The following is a 26,352-nucleotide window of genomic DNA, read 5'->3' on the forward strand; positions in this document are numbered from 1 at the left end:
ATGCCATCATCGACGACCATGACGCTACTGCGCTCCGCCGTCGCGGCCACCGTGCTCGCCGCGGTGATCCTCACTCCGGGCGCGGCCGTGGCCGCGCCCGCGCTCGCCTGGGCTCCCTGCACCGAGGAGGACCTGACCGGGCTCGACTGCACCGCGATCGAGGTGCCGCTCGACCATGACCGGCCGCGCGGCGCGACCACCACGATCGCGCTGGCCCGCCGGCCGGCCGCCGACCCGGACCGGCGGATCGGCACGCTGTTCCTCAACCCGGGTGGGCCCGGCGGTCCCGGCCGGTTCCTGGCCGCGGTCGCGGACCGGATCCTGCCGGCGGAGGTGCTGGCCCGGTTCGACGTGGTCGGCTTCGACCCGCGCGGGATCGGCGCCAGCGACCCGGTGCAGTGCTTCCACACCGACGAGGAGGCGATCGCGCTGCTGGAGCGGATGACCGGCGTGCCGCTGACGCCGGAGCAGATCTCCTCGACGCTGCGCGCCAACCATGACTACACCGAGGCCTGCAAGCGGACCATGGGCGCGCTACTGCCGCACATGAGCACGCTGAACGTGGCGAAGGACCTGGACCTGCTGCGCCGCGCGGTCGGTGACCAGCGGCTGACCTACGTCGGCTACTCGTACGGCACGATGATCGGCGCCACGTACGTCAACCTGTTCCCGCAGCGGGTGCGCGCCGTGATCCTGGACGGCAACGTCGACCCGGACCAGCGGGCGAACCACCGGCTGGCCAACAAGCGCGACCGGGCCGGCGGCTTCGAGATCGCGCTGGCCGGCTTCCTGCGCGCCTGCGACGCGGCCGGGCCGGACTGCGCGTTCGCCGGCGGCGCCCGGGCGAAGTTCGACGCGATGCGTGAGCGGCTGCGCCAGGGTCCGGCCGACGTGCCGCCGTTCGGCACCGTGACGATCGACGACCTGACCGGGTTCATCAGCGGCGTGCTCTACGACGTGCGCTCGTTCCCGGACGCGGCGGTCACGCTGCAGATGCTCCACGAGGGACTGTCCGGCACGGCCGGGCGCGCGGCCGGCGTACCCCCGATGGCTCTGGAGGCTCTTCCGCCGCGTGGCGGGTTCGCGGACGCCTACGGGTTCAACAGCAATGACGCGTTCTTCGCGGTGAACTGCGCGGACGCGCCGCTGCCCCGCGATCCCGCGCTCTATCCGGGTTTCGCGCGGACGTTCGAGGCGGCGCACCGGACGTTCGGGCGGGCCGAGGCGTTCAGCGAGGTCGGCTGCGCGAACTGGCCGCGGATCGAGGAGCGGTACGCCGGGCCGTGGAACCGCCGCACCGCGCGGACCGTGCTGGTGGTGAACCCGACGTTCGACCCGGCCACCCGGTACGACTTCGCGGTCCGGATGACCCGGGAACTCGGCAACGCCCGGCTGCTCACGATGGACGGCTTCGGTCACGCCAGCGGCGACAGCGCGTGCGTGGCCGGCTGGTACACCCGCTATCTGGTCGACGGCGCGCTGCCGCCGGCCGGGACCCGGTGCGCGCAGGACGTGGCACCGTTCCCCGCGGCGGGCTGAGACCGGCGGCGGCGGGCGGTCCTCCCCAAAGGCCCGCCCGCCGGCCGCCGCGGGCTCGGTGTCCCCCCGGCCACCGATTCCCCCACATACCGCCCGCCTCGACGGTAGTTCCGATGCGGATGGCGGCACAATGGCGCACACCTGTTCGAACGATCACATGACGTGATCTCTATCAGGGCTGCTCCGGGAACAGGTGCGCGAACGCCTGCAGGTTCGCCAGCGACTCGCCGCGCTTCACCCGCCACTCCCACTCGCGCCGGATCGAGCTGCCGAAACCGATCTCCAGCATCCGGTCGAACGACTCGTCCGCGTAGGTCAGCACGGAGCCGAGCAGCCGGTCCAGCTCGTCGGCGTCCAGCCCGGTCAGCGCGACCCGGCCGGTCAGGTAGACGTCACCGGCGGTGTCGATGGAGAACGCGACGCCGTAGAGGCGCGCGTTGCGGCGCAGCAGCCAGGCCCACAGCGCCTCCGCGTTCTCGTCCGGCCGGCGCATCACGAACGCCTCGATCCGCAGCGAGTGCTCGCCGACGATCAGGTTGCAGACGGTCTTGAGCTTGTGCGTGCCGGGCAGCGTCACCGCGAACGACCGGTCACCGGTCGGCTCGCAGGGCAGTTCCCGCTCCGCGCAGACCCGCTCGATCAGCTTCGCGACGTCCGTCATCATGCCCCTCCGTAGGCCCCGGCCAGCTCCGCCGTGATCCGCCGGCGGTGCGCGGTCACCGCACCACGGTAGACGTCCAGCAGCCCGGCCGCAGTGCGCTGCCAGGAGAACTGGCGGGCGTGCTGCACCGCGCCGAGGGACAGCTCGCGCAACCGGGCCGGCTCGGCCAGCAGCCCGCCGAGCACGCGCGCCCACTCCGCGGAGGAGTGCCCGTCGACCAGCGCGCCGCTCACGCCGTCGCGCACCGCGCGGCTGAGCCCGCCCACGTTCGCGGCCACCACCGGCGTGCCGCACGCCTGGGCCTCCAGCGCGACTAGGCCGAACGACTCGTTGTGCGACGGCACCGCGACCAGGTCCGACGCCCGGTAGAGCGCGGGCAGCCCGGGGCCGGCCTGTGGCGGCATGAACCGCACCGAGTCCGCTATGCCGAGCCGTTGCGCCAGCTCGATCAGCGCGGTCGGCCGGTCCAGCCCGCTGCCGCTCGGGCCGCCGCAGATCACCACGGTCAGGCCGTCCCGCGACTCCAGCTCCGCGGCCGCGCGGACCAGCACGTCCGGCGCCTTGAGCGGCTGGATCCGGCCGACGAACGTGACGATCCGGCCGCGCTCGGGCAGGTCGAGCAGGCGGCGGGCGGCGAGCCGGTCCGCCTCGGCGCGCCCGGCCGGTGCGGGGCGGAACCGGTCCAGGTCCACGCCGGGCTCGACGATCGCGACCCGGGCCGGGTCCGCGCCGTACAGCCGGGTCAGGTCCTCGGCCTCGGCGAGCGTGTTCGCGACGAGCCGGTCGGACTCCGCGACCACCTGCTCCTCGCCGATCACCCGGGCCTTCGGCTCGGGACGGTCACCGGCCGCGAGCTGCGCGTTCTTGACCTTGGCGAGCGTGTGCGCGGTGTGCACCAGCGGCACGCCCCAGCGGTCCTTGGCCAGCCAGCCGACCTGGCCGGAGAGCCAGTAGTGGGAGTGGATCAGGTCGTAGTAGCCGGGCGCCCGGGCCGCCTCCGCGCGCTGCACGCCGTTGGTGAACGCGCACAGCTGGGCCGGCAGTTCCTCCTTGGCCAGGCCTTCGTACGGGCCCGCGGTCACGTGCCGGACCAGCACGCCGGGGCTCATCTCGACCACCGGTGGCAGCCCGCCGCGGGTGGCCCGGGTGAAGATCTCCACCTCGACGCCCAACTCGGCCAGGCGGCGGGCGACCTCGACGATATAGACGTTCATGCCACCGGCGTCGCCGCTGCCCGGTTGGTCGAGCGGCGAGGTGTGCACGGAGAGCGTCGCAATCCGCCGGGGTGTCGGCCAGGCCGTTCGCTGCCGAGCCACTGACACGGTCGCCTCCAGCGGATCAATTGTTGCGATTTTTACGCCGTGGTTTCCAACCACGGGGAGCCGACCCATCTTCCCCGCAGATTTTCGCCGGACATGCACGCCCGGAGGTTCACGTGATCCAACTCATTCCTCCGCGTGCCACCGGCGTCACGGGCGGTTCCGGCGCGTACGGCAGGATCGGGGGGTGACTGATTCCCCCATCGCCGTCGTCACCGGCGCCTCCAGCGGCATCGGCGCTGCCAGCGCCCGCCGGCTCGCGGCCGACGGCTTCCACGTGATCGCCACCGCCCGGCGCGCCGAGCGCCTCACCGCACTGGTCGCCGAGATCGAGGCGGCCGGCGGCCGGGCCACCGCGGTCGCGGCCGACGTCACCGACGACGCGTCCGTGCGCGCGCTGGCCGAGGCCGTGCCCGGACCGGTGACGCTGCTGGTCAACAACGCCGGTGGCGCACTCGGGCTGGACCCGGTGGAGAGCGGCGCGATCGCGGACTGGCAGCGGATGTACGACACGAACGTGCTCGGCACGCTGCGCGTCACCCAGGCGCTGCTCCCGGCGCTCGACGCGTCCGGCGCCGCGACGATCGTGGTGATCGGCTCCACCGCGGCGTTCACGCCGTACGAGGGCGGCGGCGGGTACGCCGCGGCCAAGCACGCCCAGACCGCGCTGGCCGGCACGCTCCGCCTGGAGCTGAACGGCCGCCCGATCCGGGTGATCGAGATCGACCCCGGCATGGTCAGGACGGAGGAGTTCTCGCTGACCCGGTTCGACGGCGACGCCGCGCGCGCGGCCGCGGTCTACAGAGGAGTGGCCGAGCCGCTGGTGGCCGAGGACATCGCGGACTGCGTCTCGTGGGTCGCCACCCGCCCGCACCACGTCAACGTGGACCGCCTCGTGGTCCGCCCGCTCGCCCAGGCCGCACAGCACAAGGTGCACCGGGTCGAGTAGATGGCTTCAGCCGCCTCGGGGACGGCCGACCCCGGAAAGGCCCAGGGCGTCGTCACCCGCGGAACCACGAATCCCAACCGGCTGCGCCGGGTGGACAACTGGATCGCGGACACGCTCGGTGACCTGCTCCGGGACGCGGCCGACCCGCTGGTGATCGACCTCGGCTACGGCGCCACCCCGGTCACCGCGGTGGAGCTGCGCGCCCGGCTGGCCCGCCGGGTGCGCCCGGACACGCGCGTGACCGGCCTGGAGATCGACCCGGCCCGGGTGGTGGCCGCGCAGCCGGCCGCGGACCCGCCGTGGCTGGAGTTCCGGCGCGGCGGCTTCGAGCTGGCCGGCCTGCGCCCGGTCGTGGTCCGCGCGTTCAACGTGCTCCGGCAGTACCCGGAGGCCGAGGTCACGGCCGCCTGGAATCTGATCGTCTCCCGGCTCGCGCCCGGCGGCGTGCTGGTCGAGGGCACCTGCGACGAGCCCGGCCGGCTGGCCACCTGGATCGCGCTGGACGCGGCCGGCCCGCGCACGCTCACGCTCGCGGCCCGCCTGGCGAACCTGGACACCCCGGCCACGCTGGCGGAACGCTTGCCGAAGGCGCTGATCCACCGCAACGTGCCGGGCGAACGCGTGCACGCGTTGATCCGCACGCTCGACGACGGGTGGCGGGACGCGGCGCCGTACGCGGTCTTCGGCCCCCGCCAGCGATGGATGCGCGCGGTCCGGACGGTGCGGGACGCGGGCTGGCCGGTGCACGACGGCCCGCGCCGCTGGCGCCTCGGCGAGTTGACGATCGGGTGGGAATCGGTTGCCGCGAGGTAGCGAAGTTCTCAGGATCGCGCGGGTACGGCCGATCGGGCGATGGTGAGCGCGAACCTGAAGCTGGCCGCCGCGATCATCGTGCGGGACGAGGCGGAGCTGCTGGCCCGCTGCCTGGACTCGCTGCGCGGCGTGGTCGACGAGATCCACGTGCACGACACCGGCTCCACGGACGGCAGCCCGGAGGTGGCGATGCGGGCCGGCGCGTGTCTCACCGCCGGCCTCTGGACCGACCACTTCGCGGACGCGCGCAACGCGGCGCTGCAGGGCTGGACCGCGGACTGGGTGCTCTCCGTGGACGCGGACGAACGCGTCACCGCGAACGCCGCCGAACTGCGCGACCGCCTGGCCGGTACGGACGCGGACGCGGCCACGCTGGAGATCGACAGCGACCGGCAGGACAGCGACGTCACGTTCCGGGCACCGCGACTGTTCCGGCCGGACCGCACGGTGTGGGCCGGGCGCATCCACGAGCGGATCGTCGCCCGCGACGGCACGCTGCGACTCGCCGCGCTCCCCCGGGACGTGGCCCGGATCGCGCACGCCGGCTACGCGACCGCGGAGCGCCGCGAGGCGAAGGCGCTGCGGAACGTGCTGCTCGGCCGGGTGCAGCTGGACGACCTGGCCGCCGACCCGGTGGGCAACCGCGACCAGATCGCCCGCACGCTGCTGGACCTGGGCCGCAGCTGTGTCGTCGCCGGCCACAAGCAGGACGCGGTGGACACGCTGGAGATGCTGCGCGAGCTGTTCCCCCACACCCGGGAGCGGTTGCAGGGCACCGACCAGCTGGCGCAGCTGATGCTGGCCGAGGGGATGGACGAGGTCGCGCTGGTGCTGGTCGAGGACATGCGGGCGGCCGGTGCGGAGTCCTCGTACTGCGACTGGCTCGCCGCGCAGGCGCTGGCCCAGCTCGGCGACGTGGACGAGGCGGCGCGGCGCCTGAACAACGTCGGCCGGGTGGTGGACACGGCCGGGCGCCGGCACGGCACGGCCGCGCTCACCGAGATGAAGATGCTGGTCGCCGAGCTACAGGCGAAGCTGACCGGGGTCAGCTGACCGGGACGGAACCGCCGGCGGCGTGAACCCGAACCGGCTGCCGCCGCCGGCGTTCGCCTCCACGCCGATCTCGCCGCCGTGCCGCTCCACGATCCGCTGACAGCCGGTTCATCCGGGTCGGCCCGCGCCCCACGGCCCGCCTCGTCCGGGTCCGGGACGCCGCGCAGCGGTTCACGTGCCCGGCCATCGAGGCCAGCGGCGACCTCAGGTCGTGCCCGGTCATCGTCAGGAAGCCGCGGAGAGGAACGTGCCGCCGCGCAGGCCGAGCACCGCCCACCCGCTGATCCGGTCCGCGGTCGGCCGGTAGAACGGCACCGCCACCACGAACGACAGCTGCCGGCGGCCGGCCGGCAGGTTCTCGTCCCGGGCCGGCACGTACGTCCGGCTGATGATCTCGGCGTTTCACCAGATCAAGCAACAGAAAGGGCCGCCCGGGAGTATTCCCGGGCGGCCCACTGGTCTTACTTGAGGGTGACGTTGAAGATCGGGTCAGCGGCGATCTTCTTGAACGCGGTCAGCGCGGACGCGCTGCTGGTGACCGTGATGTTCCGGTCGCCGGTGTCGTCGGCCGGGCAGTCGAAGTAGACCATCGCCTTGACCGCCGAACGCGCCTTGAGCTGCGACAGCACGGTGTCGAAGATCGCGCCCTTGTCCGCGGTGCGCTTCAGGCTGTGGTAGACGCCCCACTCCGCGACCATGATCGGCTTGCCCGCGTGCTTGGTGGTCGCCCAGTCGTAGAAGCCGAGCTTGTTCGTGCCGGCCACCGGGCCGCGGTCCAGCAGGTTGTCGAGGTCGCCGTGGTGGTAACCCTTCTCCGCGTTCAGGTACGAGTCCAGGCCGATCCAGTCGGTGACGTCGTCGCCCGGGTACAGGTCCGGCCACCAGGACTTGGCCAGGTAGGTTTCGTTGCCCATGTAGGCGACGACGTTGATCGCGTTGGTGACGCCGTTCGCGCGCAGCCGCTGGATCACGTGCCGGTACATGCCGGCGTAGTCCTTGGCGGTCATGCCGGACTCGGGGTTGGTGTTGACGTCGTTCTCCGGCTCGTGGTGCAGCGCCAGGAAGAACGGCTTCTTGAAGTTCGCCTTGACGTGCGCGGACCAGCGGTCGATCCGCTTGTCCTGCGTGCCCGCCTTCACGCCGGCCCAGGTGTCGCCGTACGCGACCTTCCAGTTCAGCAGCAGCGTGCGCGGCTTCGCGGCGTCGGTGGTCATGGCGATCTCGGCCGGGGTCGGGAACAGCTCGTTGCCCTTGTGGTACGTGTGGTAGATCGCGGCGGTGCGGCCGGTCACGGCCTCCCACTGCTTCAGCGCGGTGTCCCGCGGCGTCGAGGTGAAGCCACCGGCCGCCGCGCCCCACAGCACGCCACAGGTCGGGATCAGCTTCGCGCCGGTGGTGCAGCCGGTCGCCGGGGCCGGGGTGGCCGGGGCCGGGGTGGCCGCGCCGGCCACGGTCAGCCGCAGCGCCGGGCGCAGGCCCGCGGTGCCGTGCTCGGTGGAGTGGATCCGGGTGACCGCGGTGGTGGAGCTGGAGCTGATCGCGAACGAGTAGGTCCCGGCCGCCTTGATCTGGGCGCCGAGGTCGAAGACGACCTCCTGCTGACCGGCGGCCAGCTTCGCGGAGACGGTGGTGGTGCCCAGCGCCGGCGCGTTCGCCGAGGTCAGCGTGGACTCGGCCCACGAGCTGGCGAGCACCCGGGTGACGGTCAGCGTGCTGCCGGCCGGGGCCTCGTCGAGCGCCAGCGCCAGCTTCGCGCCGGTGGCGGCCTTGCCGGTGGTGAACTTCAGGTAGGAGACCTTGCGGTCACCGGCGACCGTGCCGGCGACCAGCTTCGTCTCGGAGCCGGTGATCAGGCTCGTCCGCGCGGAGGACGTGTAGGCGTCGTCCGAGGCGAAGACCGGCAGCTGCGTCGTGGTGGTCGTGGCCGCCAGCGCGGGCGCGCCCGCGAGTGCACCGACCGCCAGCGAGCCCGCCAGCAGCGTCCCGAAGACTCCCTGAGTCCTGCGCAATGTATCCCCTTCCGTTGCCGCTCCCGCGGCGTTTTCCCTGACAGGAATAAGATTCGGCTGCGGCCGTAGCAGGTACCGGACCCGGGACGGTGCAGGCCGGTTGCGCATCCGACCCGCCCGGTTTATGGGAGAATTTGCGGATCAGGGGTATTTCCGTCGGAAGCCCGGAGACGTCGTGCAGGACTGGTCCACCGATTACGCGCAGGGGCTGCTCGAGGCGGCGCCGGACGCGATCGTCGTGGTGACCGAGGACGGCCGGATCACGCTGATCAACGCGCAGGCCGAGCGCCTGCTCGGCTACCGGCGCGACGAGCTGATCGGTCGCACCGTGGAGATCCTGGTCCCGGAGGCGGCCCGGCACGCGCATCCGCTGCACCGGGAGGAGTACATGCGGGCCGCCCGTCCCCGGCCGATGGGCGCGGGCACGCTGGCCGCACGCCGGCGGGACGGGTCGGAGTTCCCGGCCGAGATCTCGCTCTCCGCCGTCCGTACCCCCGAAGGTCTTCTGACCGCCGCGGCGATCCGGGACGTCAGCGACCGGCTGGAGGAGCAGGCCGAGCGGGAACGCCTGACCGCGATCGCGGAGCGGGAGCGGATCGAGGCGCGGCTGCAGCAGTCACAGCGCCTGGAGAGCCTCGGCCAGCTCGCCGGTGGCGTCGCGCACGACTTCAACAACCTGCTGGCGGTGGTGCTCAACTACATCGCGTTCATCGCGGAGGAGGTCGGCGACGCCGCGACCGAGGACCCGGGCCGCTGGGGGCCGGTGCTCAAGGACATCAACCAGATCCAGCGCGCCGCCGAACGCGCCATCTCGCTCACCCACCAGCTGCTCGCGTTCGGCCGCCGCGAGGTGGTCAAGCCGCGCGTGCTCAACCTCAACACGGTGGTACGCGAGGTGGAGGCGCTGCTGCAGCGCACGATCGGCGAGCACGTGCGCCTGGAGACCGCGCTCGCCGACGACCTCTGGCCGATCCGCGCGGACCCCGGCCAGCTCACCCAGGTGCTGGTCAACCTCGCGGTCAACGCGCGTGACGCGATGCCCGGCGGCGGCAGCCTGACCATCGGCACGGACAACGTGACGGTGGACGAGAGCTACCTGGCCGGCCGGCCCGGGCTGCACCCCGGCCCGTACGTGCGGTTGCAGGTCAGCGACACCGGCGGCGGCATGCCGAAGGAGGTGGCGGACCGCGCGTTCGAGCCGTTCTACACGACCAAGCCGAAGGGCGAGGCGACCGGTCTCGGCCTGGCCACGGTCTACGGCACCATCGCGCAGACCGGCGGGCAGGTCAGCATCTACTCGGAGCCGGACGTCGGCACCACGATCAGCGCGCTCGTCCCGGCCAGCGAGGAGGCGCTGCCGGTCGTCGCGCAGCAGATCTCGTCGCTGCCCGAGGTCGCCACCGGCGGCGGCGAGACCGTGCTGGTGGTCGAGGACGAGGACGCGATGCGCGACGTCACCCACCGCATCCTCACCCGCAACGGATACCGGGTGCTGACCGCGCCCGGCGGCGACCGCGCGCTGGACCTGGCCCGGCACCACGACGGGCGCATCCACCTGCTGCTCAGTGACGTCATCATGCCGAAGATGCTGGGCAAGGAGGTGGCCGAGCGGGTCACCGCGCTGCGCCCGGACACCCGCGTGCTCTTCATGTCCGGTTACGCCCAGCCGGTCCTCACCGAGAACGGCACGCTGGGTGACGATGTCACGCTGGTCGCCAAGCCGTTCTCCGAGCGCGGGCTCCTCCAGGCCGTCCGCGCCGTCCTCGACGACTGACCCCCTCCCGCGCCGCTTTGCTCTGCTTACATTGACGAAACGGGTGAAATCACCACGCCGACGTCGCCCCATATGACCGCTTCGCGCTTGTAAGCAGAGCAAAGCGGTGCCGGGGGTACGGGCTAGGCGGCCTCGATCGTCAGGATGAAGAGCGCGCCGTGCGGCTCGACCGGCTGGTAACGGACAGTGCCGCCGTTCGCCTCTGCCAGGTGCCGGACGATGAACAGGCCGAGCCCGGCGCCGCGCATGAAACGGTCGAAGAGCGTCGGCACGAGATTGTCGGGGACGCCCGGGCCGTGGTCACTGATCTCGATGATCAGCTGGTCGCCGTCGCGGCGCGCGGTCAGCGCGATCGGCGCCCGGCCGTACTTCACCGCGTTGCTGAGCATGTTGAGCAGGATCTGCCAGAGGTGGCCGCGGTCGGCGAGCGCGGCCAGGCCCGGATCCACCTCGACCCGCACCGGCGGCGCGGTCGGCGGCAGGTTGCTGATCGCGGACTCGGCCACGTCCCGCACCGGGACCGGGGTGCGGCGCGCGGTGACCTTGCCGGCGTCCAGGCGGAACAGCAGCGTCAGGTCGTTCATCATCCCGATCAGCCGCCGGGTGTTCTTGTCGATCTTGGTGCTCAGCTCCAGGCGGATGTCGTCCTCGAGGTCGTTCCAGTCGACCGTGAGCAGCTCGGCGAGGCTGGCGATCGAGCTCAGCGGCTGCGCCAGCTCGTGCGACACCATCGACATCAGGTCGGACTTGAACTCGACCGCTCGCTCCAGCTGCTCGTTCGCCTCGATCAGCTCCGCGTTCGTGGTCTCGGTCTCGGCGGCGTGCGCGGCCACCGCGTCCTCGGTCCGCTTCCGCCCGGTGATGTCGACGTAGGTCACCACGTACGCGCGCGGCCCGGCCGGACCGGGCAGCGCCGCCATCGACGCCATGACCGGCACGTTCTCCCCGTTCGGGCGGCGCAGCACGGTGTCGCCACCGGGGCGCTCCACGACCTCCGAAGGCGGATCCCACGGGTACGGCGGAAGGTGGCCGATCGCCTCGCGCGGAGTCCGGCCGGTCAGCTCGCACCAGTGCCGGTTCACGTCCAGCACGCGGTGGTCCCGGTCCAGCACCACGACGCCCTCGTTGATCGACTGCAGCAGCGTCTCGGTGAACTCGCGCCGCTCCTCCAGCGCGTCGACCAGCTGCTGCTGCACCCGGTCGGAGACGTTCAGCTCGCGGACCAGCCGGGCCAGCACCACCAGCAGCGCGAGCGTGGCCAGGATCGCGGCGCCGGTGATCGCGGTGGCCGGGCGGTCCACGCCCGCGTAGACGGCCGCGATCGCCAGCAGGCCCGCCACCACCGGGAGCAGCACCAGCGCGAACGCCAGGCGGCGGCCGACCGACGCGCCCCGGCTGGTGCCGGTGAGCGCCGCGAGCGGGCCGCGCTGCGGGCGCGCGACGAGCAGGCCCAGGCAGAGCGCGAGCACGGCGAGCGCGGTGATCGGCGACATGACCGTGGCGGTGGCGGTACCCTCCCGGTACGCCGCGCCGAAGATCTGCACCACCAGCGCCACCACCGCGATCGTGGCGGCTCCGAGGCCAAGCAGGTCGGCCGCGCCCGCGGTCTCCGCGCCGAGGTCGCGCCGGTCGCCCGCGCGCCGGTCGCCGCCCGCTCGCCGATCGCCCCCGGTGGCGCGCCGGTCGCCCCCGCCGCGCCGCTGGTCCGCGACCGCGGTCTCCGGGGAGGGCGCCGTCACGGCCGGGTCCGCCGCGGTGACCGTACCGCTGATGATCGTGGGTTCGGCGCTCTCCGGCGCAGGTCGCGACGCGCGCTGCTCGGGCCTGCGGTCCAGCGTGAACAGCGCGGCCCCGACCAGCATCAGCGTCAGCGCGGTCGTGGCCGACGTGCGGCCGAGCGGCGCGTCGTGGATGCCGAGGAAGTCGAGCGCGGCCGGCTGGATGCGGCCCGGCCCGAACAGGCGGGCGACCAGCCCGGCGGCGCCGGCCACCATGGTGATCAGCCCGAGGAACCGGCCGGTCAGGCGGGTCTGCGGTGCGGGCCGGCTCGGGGCCAGCGCGATCAGGCCGCAGCCGGCCGTGGCGAGCGCGACCGCGACCAGCGGCGCGGGCGTGCCGGGGCCGAAGAGCTCCGTAGACGAGGCCCCGTCTCCCCAGGTCAGCAGCGTGATCATGCCGAGGGAGGCGACGGCGACGCCGGCACCGATAGCGAACGCGCCGTGGAGTCGGCGCCCGTACTGCGGGATATCCACGGCCGAAAGCTCCTCATAAACGGACTAAAGGAGCCTATCAGGCAAATGCGTGTCCTCACGCGAAAAAGCGCACCGAGCCCGGTCGGGGCTCGGCGCGCTTCAAGCGGTCTGTGCGGCGGTCAGGCGGTGCGGGACGAGCCGGTCCAGGCGAACCCGGCCTCGACGAGCACGCGGTTCGCCATCTTGGCGATCTCGCCGGCGTGACGGTTGGCGTGGTGCCCGCAGAACGAGAGCTCGCCACCCCCGGAGAGGCGCACGCCCAGCTTCGCGGCCGCCCCGCAGCTGTCGCAGCGCTCGGTGACGGTGTTGACGACTTCCACCTGAGTGGGGTTCAGCAGTGCGTTCATGGCGTTGGCCTCCTTGGTCGGTCGAACGATGCGTCGGCGCGGCCTTGTGGCCCGGACGAGGTCAACATCGGTCTCCGCTCCACCCGTTTTAGCGCGACACCCGGCTCCTAACCAAGCCGCTACCCCCGGTTACCGCCCGCGGGGGTCCCATTTGCGATCCGCACCACATCTTGAACCTCATACCCCCAGCTCAACAGCGTCACAACGTACCCGTGCGGGGTCTTGTCCTCTCTCTTCCGACGCGCTACCGGAGCGCAACCGCAAGGGTCCCCAGCCGCGACTCCGGCCCGCGAATCTGATTCAGGTCGGCGGCCAGCAGGGCCCCGGCAGAAGAAAGGGAGTTCATGACCGCGTTTCACCGCACCGGCCGTCGCACCACCGGCCTTGCCATCGCCTCCGCCACCGCCGCCGCGTTCGTCGCGCTGTCCGGCGTGGGCGTGGCCCAGGCGGCCGCACCGGTCACCGGCGCCGTCCTCCAGGACGGGGCGCCGGGCGCGATCAAGGACAGCTACATCGTGGTCCTGCGGGACGGCGCGGCGACCGGCCGGTCCGCGAACGTCGCGGGCGACCTGGCGAAGCGGTACGGCGGCAAGGTCCGCGCCTCGTTCGGCTCGGCCGTGCGCGGGTTCACCGCCGAGATGTCCCGGACCGCGGCGCGGCGCCTCGCGGCCGACCCCGCCGTGAAGCTCGTCGAGCAGGACCGCCGCGTCACGATGAGCGCCACGCAGAGCAACCCGACCTGGGGCCTGGACCGTGTCGACCAGCGCGACCTGCCGCTCAACCGCAGCTACACCTCCCCGGCCGCGTCGAACGTGACCGCGTACGTGATGGACACCGGCGTCCGGATCAGCCACAAGGACTTCGGCGGCCGGGCCCGGCACGGCTGGGACTTCGTCGACAACGACGCGGTCGCGGACGACTGCCAGGGCCACGGCACGCACGTCGCCGGTACGGTCGGCGGCGCCGCGTACGGCGTCGCCAAGGACGTCAAGCTGGTCTCCGTGCGCGTGCTCGGCTGCGACGGCAGCGGCAGCTACTCGCAGATCATCGCGGGCGTCGACTGGGTCACCCGGAACGCGGTCAAGCCGGCCGTGGTGAACATGAGCCTGGGCGGTTCGACCTCCGCGTCGCTGGACGACGCGGTGCAGCGCTCGATCAACTCGGGCGTGACGTACGTGCTGGCCGCCGGCAACGAGAACAAGGACGCCTGCGCGTCCTCCCCGGCCCGGCTCCCGGCCGGCATCACGGTCGGCGCCTCCGACAGCAACGACGCCCGCGCGTCGTTCTCGAACTGGGGCAGCTGCCTGGACATCTTCGCGCCCGGCGCGAAGATCCTGTCGGACGCCCGCACCGGCGACACCAGCACCACCACGATGAGCGGCACCTCGATGGCAGCGCCGCACGTGGCCGGCGCGGCCGCGCTGGTGCTCGGCGCGAACCCGCAGGCCACCCCGCAGCAGGTGCGCGACGCGCTGGTCGGCGCGGCCACGCCCGGCAAGGTGACCGGCGTGAACGGCTCGCCGAACCGCCTGCTCTACACCGGCACGGCCACCGCGCCGCTGGCCGTGCAGACGCCGGTCACGCCGGCGGCCGCGAGCTGCGACCGGTTCGAGTCGCTCACCGACGTGGCGCTGCCCGCGACCTCGGCGCTGACCGTGGCCAGCTGCGGCACCACCGGCACCACCGCCTCGAAGAAGACCAGCGTGCAGGTGAACGTGCGCCAGCCGGTCCGCGGCGACCTGCGGATCCAGCTCACCTCCCCGAACGGGAAGATCTGGAACCTGAAGGCCGCGGCCGGCACCGGTGACCTCAACACCGCCTGGAACTTCGACGCCTCGACCGCGCTGAAGAACGGCAAGTGGACGCTGACGGTCAAGGACGCGCAGGGCCGGACCGGCCTGCTCGACTCCTGGACCCTGACGGTCTGACCCGCTGCGCAAGGCCCCGTCGTCCCCTCGGGACGGCGGGGCTTTCGCGCTTTCCCGGAAAAACCCAAAAAACGGATATAACCTAATCTTTCGGTACGGTCGGAGGAGGGTGCGATGACGCAGGACCTGCAGTCGCCGCCCACGGTGCTCGTCGTCGACGACGAGGAGGACCTGCGCGACATCATGCGCCGCATGCTGGAGCGCAAGGGTTTCACCGCGCTCACGGCCGGCGACGCCGACGCCGCGATCGTCGCCTGTCGCGATCACGACGGCGGGATCGACCTGCTCGTGACGGACCTCAGCATGCCCGGCGCCACCGGGCGCGAGGTCGCGGAGCAGGCCTCGGCGATGCGCCCCGGGCTCCGCGTCATCTACGTCTCCGGCCTCCCCAAGGAGGTCGCCGTGGACAAGGGCATGGTCGACGAGCATGCCCGCCTGCTGCAGAAGCCGTTCACCACCAGCGCCTTGATCGACGCCGTCAACGACGCCCTCCGCGACGACTGAGCCCTCGCCCTGACCATCCCGCCGCGCTTTGCTCTGCTTACATACACGAAGCCGGACAAAACCCACTGCGGTCACGCATCCCTTACGCCCGCTTTAGTCAGGTAAGCAGAGCAAACCCGCCCGGAACGCACCGGAACCGCCGAAGCTCACAGCGCTGCTGCGTATCCGCCCGTTTTGCACAGGTAAGCAGAGCAAAGCGGCTGAAGCGCACCGCGGGCGCGGGCCAGCCCGCAGCGCCGCTGCACAACCGCCCGATTTGCGTAGGTAAGCAGAGCAAAGGCAGCCGGCGCACACCGAAGCCCTACAGGACCGCGGCTGCACAACCGCCCGAGTCGCACAGGTAAGCAGAGCAAAGCGGGCTGGGACGTGGAAAGCCCCGGCCAGCGGGAGCGGGCCGGGGCTTTCGGGGCGGAGGTGGCGTCAGGGCTGCTTGGGCGTGCGCCGGCCGTTCTTGGGGACACGCTCGGTGACGTCGTCCGCGGCGGCCAGATCGATGGTGGAGTCGGCGCCCATGCCGCCGCTGATGCCCTCGCCGGCCCGGCGGGTACCGCCGGTGGCCGCGGTCGTGGCGGTGGTGGGGCCGGTGGCCGAGACGGTGGAGGCGGTGGCGCCGGTGGTCGTGGCCTCGGTGGTGCCGGCGGTCTCCGCGGGCTTGGCGGCGCTGATCCGGCCGGCCGGCTGGGTGATCGGCTCGGGGCGGCGGTTGCGCATGATCGCCGGGCTGGGCGTGGCCGAGCGCTGGTTGCCGCGCTTCGTGCTGGCGCCGATGCCGGAGCCGGAGCCGATGGTCGGCCTGGTCAGGCTCTCGGAGAGCGTGCCCGCGGTGGTGATGCCGGGCTCGTTCCCGCCGTACGTCTTGTTCAGCCCCACGTTCATGCCGGCGTTCGTGCCGGCCCGGCCCATCGTGGTGGCGAGGGGCACGCCGGATGCCTGGTGCGGACTGAAACCGGCGTTCTCCATGAGGCGCTTGAAGCTGGTGAGGTCGGCTTTCAGCCGGCGGCTCAGCGAGTCCTGGGCGTGCCGGTCGCTGGGCATCAGCGCGGCCACGTCCGCGTCCATCTGCGCGATGATCTGGGTACGCTCGGCGGTCATCGGCTTGAGCGTGATCACCTCGGAGAACGCGGGCCCGTTCGTGGCGCGCCAGGCGACCAGTTCGTCCGGGCGGCACTCGGTGATCTGCGCGTCGAACTCCCGCCGCTGGCCGTCCAGATCCATGATCCAGTGGGTCTTGGTGCTGGACAGCTGGGTGACCTCCTGGACCCCGCTCATGAACTGCGGATAGTTCTCGAAGTGCGACAGCTGCTCGTAGACCGCATGCAGTGGCGCGCCCACCTCGATGGCCTGCTTCACGGTGCTCATCGATCCTCCAACGACTAGGAGATCACCCCGGCCCGGGCAGGGGGCCGGTTCACCTGAGCGTAGCCAGGCAAAGTGAGCAAAAGCCGCGAAACGAAGAACCCGGTCAGAGCGTGGCGACGTACTGCCAGCGGCCGACCTGGGCGGCGTAGCGGGCGTCCGAGGCGGCGGAGACGGTCACGCCCGCGTCGAGCAGCCGGCGGACCAGGGCCGCGGACGGGGTACGCCAGGCCTCGCTGACCTCGACCGTGGCGTGCGTGACACGGCAGCCCTCGACCAGGTGGGTGAGCAAGTGCGCGTCGATCTCGTCCTCGGAGATGCCGATCTGGTTGAGCAGGCTGAGCGGGCGGGCCAGGCGGGCCGGCGCATACCGGGCGGCACGCTCGACACCGCGGACCGTGGCCTCCACCGCGCGCTCGATCACGTCCGCGCGCCGCACCGAGCCGGCCGCCAGCAGGCCGCGGATCTGCTGCGGGGTGGCCGGTCCGGTGGCCAGCGGCAGGCGGCTGAGCGAGACCGAGATGGCGTCCAGGCCGCCCAGGTCCGGCGGCCAGGCCAGCCAGCCGTCGGCCCGGATGATCTCGATCTCGGCCGCGACCGAGAGCCGGATGTCCGTGCGCTGCTGCGCGCGGCGGACCGAGTCGCCGTAGGCGGGGAGCCACGTGCTGTCCGGGCCTGCCTGGTCCGCGAACGTCAGCGCGGTGAGTCCGGCCCGGTCGGCGGCCATCACGACCACGCCGACGCTGTCGCGCCCCGCGGAGAACCCGGTGTGGACGTGCGCGTCGGCGCACAGGTCAAGCATCGGCGTCGCCTCGACGGCGGCGGTGCGCTCTGCGCTCACGGTGTGCTCCCTGCGGTTCGTCCCGGACGCCGTCGGTCGGCGCTTCGGTGGGGCGACTCCCGCCCGAGATCACAATCGGCCCGGCGTGTAGTGCCCGTGGGTTTCGCGCAGGTGCAACTGAGTTATTGGTCGTCTGAGTCTCTGGTCGTCGCTGCGCTCCTCCGGCTCGACGCCGCTCCCGGCGCTGACACGTTCCACCGGCAGACGAAAACCGTGCCTGCCGATGGCCGCGCCAGCTCTGGTCGCCCGCGCCTCACGGTGTGGATGGGTTTCGCCGTGCTCAGGAGAAACTGCAGACAAAATCAAGGACCTTCAAAGGCGCTTCGGGGGTACGACGCTCAGCGTCGTACCCCCGACGGGTTCAAGGATCTTCGTTCTTCGTCTGCAGTCTCCCCCGACCACGGCGAATCCCGGCCGCCCACGTGAGGCGCGGGCGACCAGAGCTGGCGCGGCCTTTGGCAGACACGGTGTTCGTCTGCCAGAGGACGTGTCAGCGCCGGGAGTGGCGCCGAGCCCGGAGGAGCGAAACGACGACCAGAGACTCAGCTGATTCGGAAGCTGCTGACCAGGGCGCGGAGTTCCTCGGCGGTGCGGGCGACCTCCTGGCTGGCCTGGTTGGTCTGGTTGACGCCCTCCATCGACTGCGCGCCGGCCTGGGAGACCTCGGAGATGCTGCCGGCGATCCGGCTGGCGCCGGCGGCCACCTCCGCGATGCTGCGGGACATCTCCGCGGTCGTGGCGGTCTGCTCCTCCACCGCGCTGGCGATCGTGGTCTGGTAGTCGTTGATCTTCGCGATGACCTCGCTGATCCGGTTGATCACCTCGACCGCGCCGCCGGTGTCGGACTGGATCGCGGCGACCCGGGACGAGATGTCCTCGGTGGCCCGCGCGGTCTCCTGGGCCAGGTCCTTGACCTCGGACGCGACGACCGCGAAGCCCTTGCCCGCGTCGCCGGCCCGCGCGGCCTCGATGGTGGCGTTCAGCGCGAGCAGGTTGGTCTGTTCCGCGATCGAGGTGATCAGCTTGATCACGTTGCCGATCTCGGCGCTGGACTCGCCCAGCCGCTCAATGCTCTGGGTGGCCAGCGCGGCCTCGCTGACGGCCTGACCGGCGATCTGCGCGGCCTCGTTGGTGTTCTGCGAGATCTCCCGGATGGACAGGCCCATCTCCTCACCGCCGGCCGCGACGGTCTGCACATTGCGGGAGATCTCCTCGGCCTCGGCGGACGCGGCGGAGGTCTGCCCGTTCGTCTGCTGTGCCGCGTGGGCGATCTCGGAGCTGGTCGCGGAGAGTTCGGTGGCGGCGCCGGCGAGCGTGTGCGCGTTCTCGGCCATCGTCTCCATCGCCTGCCGCATCCGGTCCACGGCCTGGTCCAGGCCTTGAGCCATCCGGCCGAGCTCGTCGTGCGAGGAGATCCCGGTGCGGACCGTGAGGTCGCCGTCGGCGAGCGCGCCGACCACCTCGCCGACTCGGCGGACCGGGTTGAGGATCGAGCGGACCAGCGGCGCCGCGAAGCCGATCAGCGCGGCCACGCCGAGTCCGGCGACCAGCAGCATCCACAGCCGGGACGAGGCGATGGTGGCGGCCATGTCGGCCTGTTCCTGTTCGATCACGGCGTCGAGCTTGTCGTGGATCGCCCCGATCTGGTCGTCGACCACGTTGTTCTGCTCGGCGATCTGGTCGTAGCGGTCGCGTACGCTCGCCGGGTTCGCCACCGCGTCCGTGATGAACTGCGTGGTGAACGTGTTGAAGCCCTCGACGCTCGTGGCCAGCGCCCCGATGTCGTCGTCGATCTCGCCCGGCAGCTCATGCTGCTGTGCGGCCGTGAGCGCGTCCAGCGCGGACTGCACGTCGTCGGTCACGTCGCCGGTGGTGTCCTCGCCGTTGGCAGCCCGGTACGCGTCCACCTTCAGCTCGCTCTCGCGGGTGTCCAGGTGGTTGAGCGCGGCCTTGGTCAGCGCGAAGACACGTACCGTCTCGGCCTGATCGGCGAGGCGCTCCTGCGACCACATGCCGATGCCGGTGACGCACGCGGCCACGACGACGCCGGACACCACGATGACGGAGAGGCGTTTCCCCACGCCCACGTCAGCCAGACCAGCCAAAGTGACCTCCTAGGTGAGGGCGGCACCGAGGCGAGGCTCCGCACATGGCCCACATCGGCGGTGTGGCGACCGTCATGAGCCAATCCAACGTCTTCGTTGGGGAAAACAGCTGTTTAGGGCGATTCACCAGGGTCGCTGCGCGGTGCCGGACGGGTGCGAGGCGCCCGCAACCCGGCTGCACTTCTCGGGCACCGGGCCGGCAAGGCACGCCCGGCAACCTTCTCTCCGTGCCCGCCGCCCGGCGGGGCGGGAGGAGGGGCCTTGCCCACGAAACGCAACCGTCGCCGTGCCTCGGCGGTGGCCATCGCCGGACTCGGACTGCTGGTCGGCGGCCTCGCCACGGTGACCGCGAGCCCCGCGGAGGCGGCCTCCTCGGTGTCCGGTTCGGTCAGCACCGGCGGGCTCGTGCTCAACGTCCGCAAGGCGGCCAAGACCGGAGCCCAGCGGGCCGGGACGCTCCAGGAGGGCGCCAAGGTCACCATCGTCTGCCAGACCAAGGGCAACCGCGTCACCGGTACGGTCCGGAGCACCGATCTGTGGGACCGGCTCACCGACGGCGGCTACGTCTCGGATGCGTACATCAAGCGGCCGGCCACGAAGCTGCCGGTCTGTGACCCGCCGAGGCCGAGCCCGAGCCGCAGCACCGAGAGCGCTGCCGGCGCCGCGTGGGTGCTGCCGGTGCCGGCCGCGATGAACAGCGCGTTCCGGACGCCGCAGCGGCCCACTCACCACGGCATGGATCTGGCCGCCGCGAAGGAGACCCCGGTCCGGGCGGCGCACACCGGCGTGGTGATGCGTGTGCTCTGCCAGGTCTCGATCGGCACGTGCGACACCGACGGCGGCCTGACCGTGGGCGGCTGCGGCTGGTTCGCGGAGATCCGCGACGCGGACGGCGTCACCACCCGGTACTGCCACCTGGTCCGGCGTCCGTCCGTGGTGCCCGGCCAGACCGTGCGCGCGGGCGACGTGATCGGGCAGGTCGGCTCGTCCGGCCACTCCACCGGCCCGCACCTGCACTTCGAGGTGCACACCGCCTTCCCTGCCACGCCGGAGAACGCGGTCGACCCGTTCCTCTTCCTGAAGGAGAAGGGCGTCCCCGTGCGCTGACCGTCCTTCTCCGTGGTGCGGACACGGCGGAAGGGCCGGCGCCGTGTGGCGGCCGGCCCTTCCGGATGGTTCACGCGGATGTCAGTCGGGCTTGCGCAGTGCTCCGGCGAGCGCCTCCACGGCGCTCTCCGCCGGGGATGCCGCCTCGCGGTTCGCGGTCTGCAACTCCCGGTAGATCTCCTCACGGTGCACCTGCACGGTTCGAGGCGCGCGGATCCCGAGCCGGATCACTTCGCCCCGCACCTCCAGCACGGTGATGACGATGTCGTCGCCGACCATCACGCTCTCTCCGGAGCGGCGGGTCAATACGAGCATGCGGCTTTCCCCTCCATGGTTGGACGCATTGGGCCGACGCGGGCCCCGGACTCACCCCGCGACGGCGAGCTCCGCACGCACCGGCAGCCCGGACCCGCTGAGCACGGTCTGCATGCCCCGGCGGTTGCCCCGGTCGATGACGATCGGGGCGAGCAGGTTCGCCGTGGCGTGCGAGGCGGAGTCGCCGGCCGTCACCACGAGCAGGACCATCAGGTCCTCCGGCTTGGGGGAGCCGAGCATCTCGGTGGCCTCGTCGTCGATCTCCGGAGCGTAGTCCGGGAAGAACGGTGCCGGCGGCATGACGAGGAAACGCAGGTCGGCGTTGTCGACCGACTTGAGCGAGTAGAGCAGGCCGTTCTCGTCCAGCCGGACCAGCACGAACTGCCGGTTGTCCGGGAAACCGGGCATCGGAGAGACCAGGTCGATGATCGGCAGATCCAGCAGGTCTGCGTCCATCTCTTGCTCGATCGTGCGCGCGGTCATAGCTTCCCTCGATCGTTCTCGTGGTCGTTCGGTGGATGGTGAAGCTTTCTGCTAGCGCAGGAAATCCATCAGCGAGGGCTGGATCACCTTGGCGGTCGCCTGCAGCGCCGCCTGGTAAGCCGTCTGCTGCAACTGCATCTGCATGATGGTGTTGGGAAGATCGATGTCCTCGATCTCCGAGAGCTTGCTCTTCACGTTCAGCAGCCGGTCGTCGGCGGCGGTCCGGCTGGTCTCGATGCGGTTGTACCGGGCACCGACGTCGGCCAGATTTGTCTTGATCGTACCAATCGCGACGTCGAGATTCTGAAGATCGGCACCAAGGGCAGCGGTGTTACCGCTGCGCAGATTGTTGGTGATCGTCTCCAGCACCGCGAACAACTGGAAGTCCTCGCCGTTACCGCCGAAGACCTGCCCGCCATTCGCGTCGACCTGCACCTTGGAGTTGTCGCCGACCGTGCGCATCACTGTCCCGGAGTCGCCGACGTACGTGCCGTTCTCGTCGAACGCGCGCTCCCCGGTGGTGGTGCCGCCGAACACCGGCCGCTCCAGGAACTTCGTGTTCGCGACGCCGATCAGCGCCTCGCGCAGGTTCTCCACCTCGACCGCGATCGCCTCGCGCGCGTCCCCGGTGCTGGCGGTGCCGGCCGACATGCCCTGCAGTACCAGCTCGCGCACCTTTCCGGTCTGGGACAGCGAGCTGGTCAGCGCCGAGTCGATCACGCCGAGCCAGCCGAGGCCGTCCGAGGCGTTGCGCGAGTACTGCTGCACCGCGCGTGACTCGCCGCGGAGTTGCATCGCGGACACCGTGCCGGTCGGCGAGTCGGACGGGCGGCTGATCTGCTTGCCGCTGGAGAGCTGTTCCTGGAGGTTGCCGACCCGGGTCAGGTTGCCCTGCAGGTTCGCCAGCACCCGATTCGTGATGGCACCGTCGGTGACCCTCAGCTGCATCGCCATGTGTCTCAGACCTCCTAGACAGCCATGCGGTTGATCAGCACGTCGAGCATCTCGTCGACCGCGTTGAGCACCCGGGACGCCGCCTCATACCCGCGCTGGTACGTGATCAGCTGGGTCATCTCCTCGTCCAGGTTGACGCCGGCGAACGACTCCCGTGCCGCGTCCGTGTCCTGGGTGACCACGGACTGGATCGCCTGCCGGCGGTCGACTGACTGCGCCTCCACGCCGAGGTTCGCGATCATGACGGCGTACGTCTCGGCCGGCCCGCCCGGCGTGGTCGCCAGGTCGGCGAGCGCGTCCGCGTTCGCGGCGTCGAACGTGCCGGACGTCCCGGACGCGGCCACGAACTCCGGATCGTCGAACGCCACCTTGATCGACTCGGCGGTGCTGCCGGTGAAGAACGTGCGGCCGCCGGTGCCGTCCAGGCCGTACCCGCCGGCGTGGATGGTGTTGACCGTGGCCGCCAGGTTCGCGGCGACGCCGTCGAGGGAGTTCGCGTACTTCGGGATCGTGTTCGTCAGTGTGTCGTGGATCGACGCGAGCGTGCCGCCGACCTGCGCGGGCGTGCCGGAGTCGGCCCACCGCACGGTCACGCTGCTGGCCGGGTCGCCGGTCTGGTTCTGCAGCCGGTCCGCGCCGGTGATCCGGATCTCCCGGGCGGTGACGCCCTGCACCAGGCCGGATCCGCCGAGGTAGACCGCGGCCGTGCCATCGGCCTGCAGCGACGAGGTGGCGCCGGTCAACTCGGAGATCTTCATGAGCTGCACGTCGCGCTGGTCGGCCATCTCGTTGACCGGCAGGCCGGCCGCGGTGGCGCGCTGGATCGTGGTGTTCAGTTGCGCGATGTTCTTGGCCAGCGTGTTGACCTCGGTGGCGTACGCGTCGGCCTGGTCCCGGTTCGCCTTCCACTGCGCGCCCAGCGCGTTGTAGGCGGAGTGGATGCCGTCGACCACGGTGTTGCCCTGCTGGATCAGCGCGGTCCGGATCGCCCGGTCGTTCGGGCTGTTGGAGACGTCGCTGAACGCACCCCACAGTTCGCCCATCTGGTGCTGCAGCGCGGTGTCGCTGGGCTCCGCGAACGTGTTCTCGATCGTGACGAACTGCTGCTTCTGGTTCGTCAGGTACGCGCTGTTGGCGCGCTCCTCCCGCCCGCGCCCCTCCAGGAACTCGTCCCGGGTGCGGCGGATGTCGGAGATCGCGACGCCGTTGCCGATGCCGTCCGAGGTGGACCACCTGGTCGGCATGGTGTTTCCGCTGGCCGACGTCATCTGCACGCGCTGCCGGGTGTATCCCTCGGTGTTCGCGTTCGCGATGTTCTGGCCCGCCACGTCCAGCGCGCGGCGCTGCGCGTAGAGCGAGCTGAGCGCGGTGGTGATTCCGGAGAAGGTACTCGCCATCAGATCGCCTCATCCACTAGGCGGGCACGGTGGCCTGCGGACACGGACTGCCCCTTGGGGCCGTAGGTCTCGACGGAGCCGGCGATGATCATCATGGTCTCGCGTGCCGCGCGCTGCCCGGCCGAGAGCAGGTCGCGGTTGGTGGCGGCAAGACCGCTGATCTCCGCGGTCAGCGTCAGAAATGACTTACGGTGTTCATGGAGGAGGTCGCTCCACGGCGCGGCCGCCGCGTCGGCGATCTCCCCCAGGCTGGCTTCGGGCGACAGCCGGAGTTCGACCGCGGCCGCCTGCGCGTGGGCGGCGCGGATGACCTCGGTCTCGCGCATCTGTTCGAGGACCATCTCGACCTCGCGGGTCGCGTGCGCGAGCCACCGCGAGCGGCCGGAGGCGAGGAGCACCTGCTCCTCCTCGAGCTTGAAGAGCAACAGCTCCATCAGCTCCCGGGTTCGCCACAGGACGCTGGACAGTTCGATCAAGCTCACGAGTGCCTCCGCCTGCCGGACGATGTCCCCTGTTCGTCCTTGCCCGTCGGCAGCACAGGACCTCCCATGAGGGGTTTCGACCTGAGGATTCCGGGTCGGATGCAACCAAATGGCAACCGTAAGTCACGGACACGGCACCCTTAGTAACAGAGAGTTTCTCTTGTTCACGGTGAACAGCTCGCGCGAGCGCGGGCTTACGCCTGAGGGGGAATCTCATGACTGCCGTCGCCGCGGCCACCGCCGCGAACGTCGCCACCGCCCACGAGCAGGAGCATCTGATCCGGGAACACATCCCGCTCGTCGGCCACCTGGTCCGCGACATGCTGAGCCGGGTGCCCTCGCACGTCAATCGCGACGACCTGACCTCGGCCGGCCTTGCCGCGCTGGTCACGGCCGCGCGTGGCTTCGACCCGTCGCGCGGTATCCCGTTCGCCCGGTTCGCCGCCACCCGCGTGCGCGGCGCGCTCCTCGACGAGCTACGCCATCTGGACTGGGCGTCCCGGTCCGTCCGGTCCCGGGCCCGCAAGACCGACACCGCCCGCCAGGAACTGACCGCCACGCTCGGGCGGACGCCGACCCAGCAGGAGCTGGCCGGGTTCCTCGGCGTCGCGGTGGACGAGCTCAAGGAGGTGGAGGACGACGTGCAGCGCGCGGTCGTGCTCAGCCTGCAGGGCTTCACCACCGGCGCGGCGGAGGACATGGTCACCGAGCGCACCGCCGGCCCGGAGGACCTGCTGCTGCACCGGGAGAAGATCGGCTACCTGCACAACGCGATCGAGGCGCTGCCGGACCGGCTGCGCACCGTGGTCAACGGCTACTTCATGCAGGAGCGGCCGATGGCGACGATCGCGGCCGAGCTCGGCGTGACCGAGTCCCGCGTCTCGCAGCTGCGCGCGGAGGCGCTGACGCTGCTGCGCGAAGGGCTCAACACACACCTGGACCCGGAGCTGATCGACCGCAAGGACAAGAAGGACGGGTGCGTGGCCCGCCGGCGCGCCTCCTACTACCAGGAGGTGGGCTCGCTCGGGAACCTGCACACCCGGCTCGCGTTCACCGACCACCACGGGGTCCCGATCGCGATAGCGGCCTGACTCAGGACCCGCACGGCGCCGCCGATCCCTGTGGACATCGGCGGCGCCGGTCTCCGCGGCGACCGCCGGACGAAAGCCAGAAAGTCTCTCGCGAAATCTCAAGAGCGAGCCCCCCACGCCGAATAGTCATGGCGTACGGCGCACGGATGTGCCGCACAGGGGCCCGATATCAAGGAGGAATTTCTCATGGGTCTTCGTATCAACCAGAACATCGCCGCGCAGAACGCCTACCGGAACCTGTCCGTCACCGACGGCCAGATGTCCAAGTCGCTGGAGAAGCTGTCCAGCGGTTTCCGGATCAACCGGGCGGCCGACGACGCGGCTGGTCTGAGCATCAGCGAGGGCCTGCGCGCCCAGACCGGTGGCCTCAAGGTCGCCGTTCGTAACGCGCAGGACGGTATCAGCGTCGTGCAGACCGCTGAAGGTGCGCTCACCGAGGTGCACAGCATTCTCCAGCGTATGCGTGACCTGTCCGTGCAGGCGTCGTCGTCCGGTTCCAACGATTCGGACGCGCGTACCGCCAGCAACACCGAGTTTCAGGAGCTGGGCAAGGAGCTCGACCGGATTGCGAACACCACCAAGTTCGGGTCCCAGGCGCTCCTCGACGGCAACTACTCCGGCGACTTCCAGGTGGACTGGAAGGACGTCACGACCACGGGTGGAAAGTTCCAGGTGGCGATCACCCAGGCCATGGACTCCACGAGTCTGGGCGTCGGCGGCCAGGATCTGGTCGCCGCCGGTGGTGCCGACACGGCCCTCGCGGCCATCGACACCGCCATCGCGAACGTCTCCACCACCCGTGCGACGCTCGGTGCGTACCAGAACCGTCTCGAGCACACGATCAACAACCTGAACGTGTCGGTCGAGAACCTGTCGGCGTCGGAGTCGCGTATCCGTGACACCGACATGGCCCAGGAGATGGTCTCGTTCACGCGGGCCCAGATCCTGTCGCAGGCTGGCACCTCCATGCTGGCCCAGGCGAACCAGGCCCCGCAGGGCGTTCTGTCGCTGCTGCGCTAAGGCCACAACAACTTCATCAACCGAAGATCGCTTTCACAATCGAATAGGTAGGG

At 71.2% G+C, this 26,352-nt stretch carries 24 protein-coding genes; 10 read left to right on the plus strand and 14 right to left on the minus strand.

Annotation, left to right across the window (positions count from 1 at the left end):
* The first annotated feature begins 18 nt into the window (after nucleotides 1-18).
* Entirely contained in the window at nucleotides 19-1,539 is a 1,521-nt protein-coding gene (locus J2S43_RS32435; protein WP_306835644.1) for an alpha/beta fold hydrolase, read from the plus strand.
* A 172-nt stretch (nucleotides 1,540-1,711) separates the two neighbouring features.
* Here J2S43_RS32435 and J2S43_RS32440 read toward each other — a convergent pair whose 3' ends face one another.
* The gene (locus tag J2S43_RS32440; protein WP_306835646.1) at nucleotides 1,712-2,200 is read right to left on the minus strand and encodes a type III secretion system chaperone family protein; all 489 of its coding nucleotides are present in this window, start codon (nucleotides 2,198-2,200) and stop codon (nucleotides 1,712-1,714) included.
* A complete protein-coding gene (mshA, locus tag J2S43_RS32445) occupies nucleotides 2,200-3,534 on the minus strand; it encodes a D-inositol-3-phosphate glycosyltransferase (RefSeq protein ID WP_442320075.1) in 1,335 nt (444 codons plus the stop codon). Before mshA ends, J2S43_RS32440 begins: the two co-directional genes overlap by 1 nt.
* Nucleotides 3,535-3,706: 172 nt before the next feature.
* Between mshA and J2S43_RS32450 the strand changes: the two genes are divergently transcribed.
* Genes J2S43_RS32450 through J2S43_RS32460 form a run of 3 tightly spaced genes read left to right on the plus strand, consistent with a single transcriptional unit; the run spans nucleotide 3,707 to nucleotide 6,334 of the window.
* A complete protein-coding gene (locus tag J2S43_RS32450) occupies nucleotides 3,707-4,468 on the plus strand; it encodes an SDR family NAD(P)-dependent oxidoreductase (RefSeq protein WP_306835647.1) in 762 nt (253 codons plus the stop codon).
* Complete coding sequence (locus tag J2S43_RS32455; RefSeq protein WP_306835648.1) at nucleotides 4,469-5,281, plus strand: class I SAM-dependent methyltransferase; 813 nt, start codon at nucleotides 4,469-4,471, stop codon at nucleotides 5,279-5,281.
* Between the two features lie 39 nt (nucleotides 5,282-5,320).
* On the plus strand, nucleotides 5,321-6,334 hold the full coding sequence (locus J2S43_RS32460; RefSeq protein WP_306835649.1) for a glycosyltransferase family 2 protein: 1,014 nt from the start codon (nucleotides 5,321-5,323) through the stop codon (nucleotides 6,332-6,334).
* Nucleotides 6,335-6,559: 225 nt separating this feature from the next.
* On the opposite strand, the gene J2S43_RS32465 is transcribed toward J2S43_RS32460, so the two are convergent.
* The gene (locus J2S43_RS32465; protein WP_306835651.1) at nucleotides 6,560-6,709 is read right to left on the minus strand and encodes a hypothetical protein; all 150 of its coding nucleotides are present in this window, start codon (nucleotides 6,707-6,709) and stop codon (nucleotides 6,560-6,562) included.
* 86 nt (nucleotides 6,710-6,795) lie between these two features.
* Nucleotides 6,796-8,343 (minus strand): CBM96 family carbohydrate-binding protein, encoded by a 1,548-nt coding sequence (locus J2S43_RS32470; RefSeq protein WP_306835653.1) that lies wholly within the window; start codon nucleotides 8,341-8,343, stop codon nucleotides 6,796-6,798.
* Nucleotides 8,344-8,518: 175 nt separating this feature from the next.
* On the opposite strand from J2S43_RS32470, the gene J2S43_RS32475 reads away from it, so the two are divergent.
* Nucleotides 8,519-10,117 (plus strand): PAS domain S-box protein, encoded by a 1,599-nt coding sequence (locus J2S43_RS32475; RefSeq protein WP_306835655.1) that lies wholly within the window; start codon nucleotides 8,519-8,521, stop codon nucleotides 10,115-10,117.
* 122 nt (nucleotides 10,118-10,239) lie between these two features.
* Here the strand turns inward: J2S43_RS32475 and J2S43_RS32480 are convergent, their stop codons facing one another.
* On the minus strand, nucleotides 10,240-12,369 hold the full coding sequence (locus J2S43_RS32480; RefSeq protein WP_306835656.1) for a sensor histidine kinase: 2,130 nt from the start codon (nucleotides 12,367-12,369) through the stop codon (nucleotides 10,240-10,242).
* A 119-nt stretch (nucleotides 12,370-12,488) separates the two neighbouring features.
* Nucleotides 12,489-12,716 (minus strand): DUF7455 domain-containing protein, encoded by a 228-nt coding sequence (locus J2S43_RS32485; RefSeq protein WP_306835657.1) that lies wholly within the window; start codon nucleotides 12,714-12,716, stop codon nucleotides 12,489-12,491.
* A 344-nt stretch (nucleotides 12,717-13,060) separates the two neighbouring features.
* Here J2S43_RS32485 and J2S43_RS32490 point away from each other — a divergent pair, with 344 nt between their 5' ends.
* Together J2S43_RS32490 and J2S43_RS32495 are read left to right on the plus strand one after the other, a co-directional pair.
* Complete coding sequence (locus J2S43_RS32490) at nucleotides 13,061-14,644, plus strand: S8 family serine peptidase (protein WP_306835658.1); 1,584 nt, start codon at nucleotides 13,061-13,063, stop codon at nucleotides 14,642-14,644.
* Nucleotides 14,645-14,758: 114 nt separating this feature from the next.
* Complete coding sequence (locus J2S43_RS32495) at nucleotides 14,759-15,148, plus strand: response regulator (RefSeq protein WP_306835660.1); 390 nt, start codon at nucleotides 14,759-14,761, stop codon at nucleotides 15,146-15,148.
* Nucleotides 15,149-15,568: 420 nt separating this feature from the next.
* On the opposite strand, the gene J2S43_RS32500 is transcribed toward J2S43_RS32495, so the two are convergent.
* The 3 genes from J2S43_RS32500 to J2S43_RS32510 all read right to left on the minus strand — a co-directional run bounded on the left by J2S43_RS32500 (nucleotide 15,569) and on the right by J2S43_RS32510 (nucleotide 19,450).
* Complete coding sequence (locus tag J2S43_RS32500; RefSeq protein ID WP_306835662.1) at nucleotides 15,569-16,507, minus strand: SRPBCC family protein; 939 nt, start codon at nucleotides 16,505-16,507, stop codon at nucleotides 15,569-15,571.
* Nucleotides 16,508-16,610: 103 nt separating this feature from the next.
* On the minus strand, nucleotides 16,611-17,345 hold the full coding sequence (locus tag J2S43_RS32505) for a hydrolase (protein WP_306835664.1): 735 nt from the start codon (nucleotides 17,343-17,345) through the stop codon (nucleotides 16,611-16,613).
* A 542-nt stretch (nucleotides 17,346-17,887) separates the two neighbouring features.
* On the minus strand, nucleotides 17,888-19,450 hold the full coding sequence (locus tag J2S43_RS32510; RefSeq protein WP_306835665.1) for a methyl-accepting chemotaxis protein: 1,563 nt from the start codon (nucleotides 19,448-19,450) through the stop codon (nucleotides 17,888-17,890).
* Nucleotides 19,451-19,711: 261 nt separating this feature from the next.
* Here J2S43_RS32510 and J2S43_RS32515 point away from each other — a divergent pair, with 261 nt between their 5' ends.
* Entirely contained in the window at nucleotides 19,712-20,557 is an 846-nt protein-coding gene (locus J2S43_RS32515) for a peptidoglycan DD-metalloendopeptidase family protein (protein ID WP_306835667.1), read from the plus strand.
* A gap of 81 nt (nucleotides 20,558-20,638) precedes the next feature.
* Here the strand turns inward: J2S43_RS32515 and csrA are convergent, their stop codons facing one another.
* From csrA to flgN, 5 genes are all read right to left on the minus strand, one after another.
* Nucleotides 20,639-20,872, minus strand: a complete 234-nt coding sequence (gene csrA, locus J2S43_RS32520; protein WP_306835669.1) for a carbon storage regulator CsrA — start codon at nucleotides 20,870-20,872, stop codon at nucleotides 20,639-20,641.
* A gap of 51 nt (nucleotides 20,873-20,923) precedes the next feature.
* Entirely contained in the window at nucleotides 20,924-21,328 is a 405-nt protein-coding gene (gene fliW, locus J2S43_RS32525) for a flagellar assembly protein FliW (protein ID WP_306835671.1), read from the minus strand.
* A 78-nt stretch (nucleotides 21,329-21,406) separates the two neighbouring features.
* On the minus strand, nucleotides 21,407-22,309 hold the full coding sequence (flgL, locus tag J2S43_RS32530; RefSeq protein WP_306835673.1) for a flagellar hook-associated protein FlgL: 903 nt from the start codon (nucleotides 22,307-22,309) through the stop codon (nucleotides 21,407-21,409).
* Nucleotides 22,310-22,323: 14 nt separating this feature from the next.
* Entirely contained in the window at nucleotides 22,324-23,706 is a 1,383-nt protein-coding gene (gene flgK, locus J2S43_RS32535) for a flagellar hook-associated protein FlgK (protein WP_306835675.1), read from the minus strand.
* A complete protein-coding gene (gene flgN / locus J2S43_RS32540; protein ID WP_306835677.1) occupies nucleotides 23,706-24,188 on the minus strand; it encodes a flagellar export chaperone FlgN in 483 nt (160 codons plus the stop codon). Before flgN ends, flgK begins: the two co-directional genes overlap by 1 nt.
* 215 nt (nucleotides 24,189-24,403) lie before the next feature.
* On the opposite strand from flgN, the gene J2S43_RS32545 reads away from it, so the two are divergent.
* Both J2S43_RS32545 and J2S43_RS32550 read left to right on the plus strand, forming a co-directional pair.
* On the plus strand, nucleotides 24,404-25,279 hold the full coding sequence (locus J2S43_RS32545) for a sigma-70 family RNA polymerase sigma factor (RefSeq protein WP_306835679.1): 876 nt from the start codon (nucleotides 24,404-24,406) through the stop codon (nucleotides 25,277-25,279).
* A gap of 186 nt (nucleotides 25,280-25,465) precedes the next feature.
* Nucleotides 25,466-26,299, plus strand: coding sequence for a flagellin N-terminal helical domain-containing protein (locus tag J2S43_RS32550; RefSeq protein ID WP_306835681.1), 834 nt, complete (start codon nucleotides 25,466-25,468; stop codon nucleotides 26,297-26,299).
* Nucleotides 26,300-26,352 lie beyond the last annotated feature (53 nt).

This window comes from Catenuloplanes nepalensis (assembly GCF_030811575.1).
Classification (GTDB): Bacteria; Actinomycetota; Actinomycetes; order Mycobacteriales; family Micromonosporaceae; genus Catenuloplanes; species Catenuloplanes nepalensis.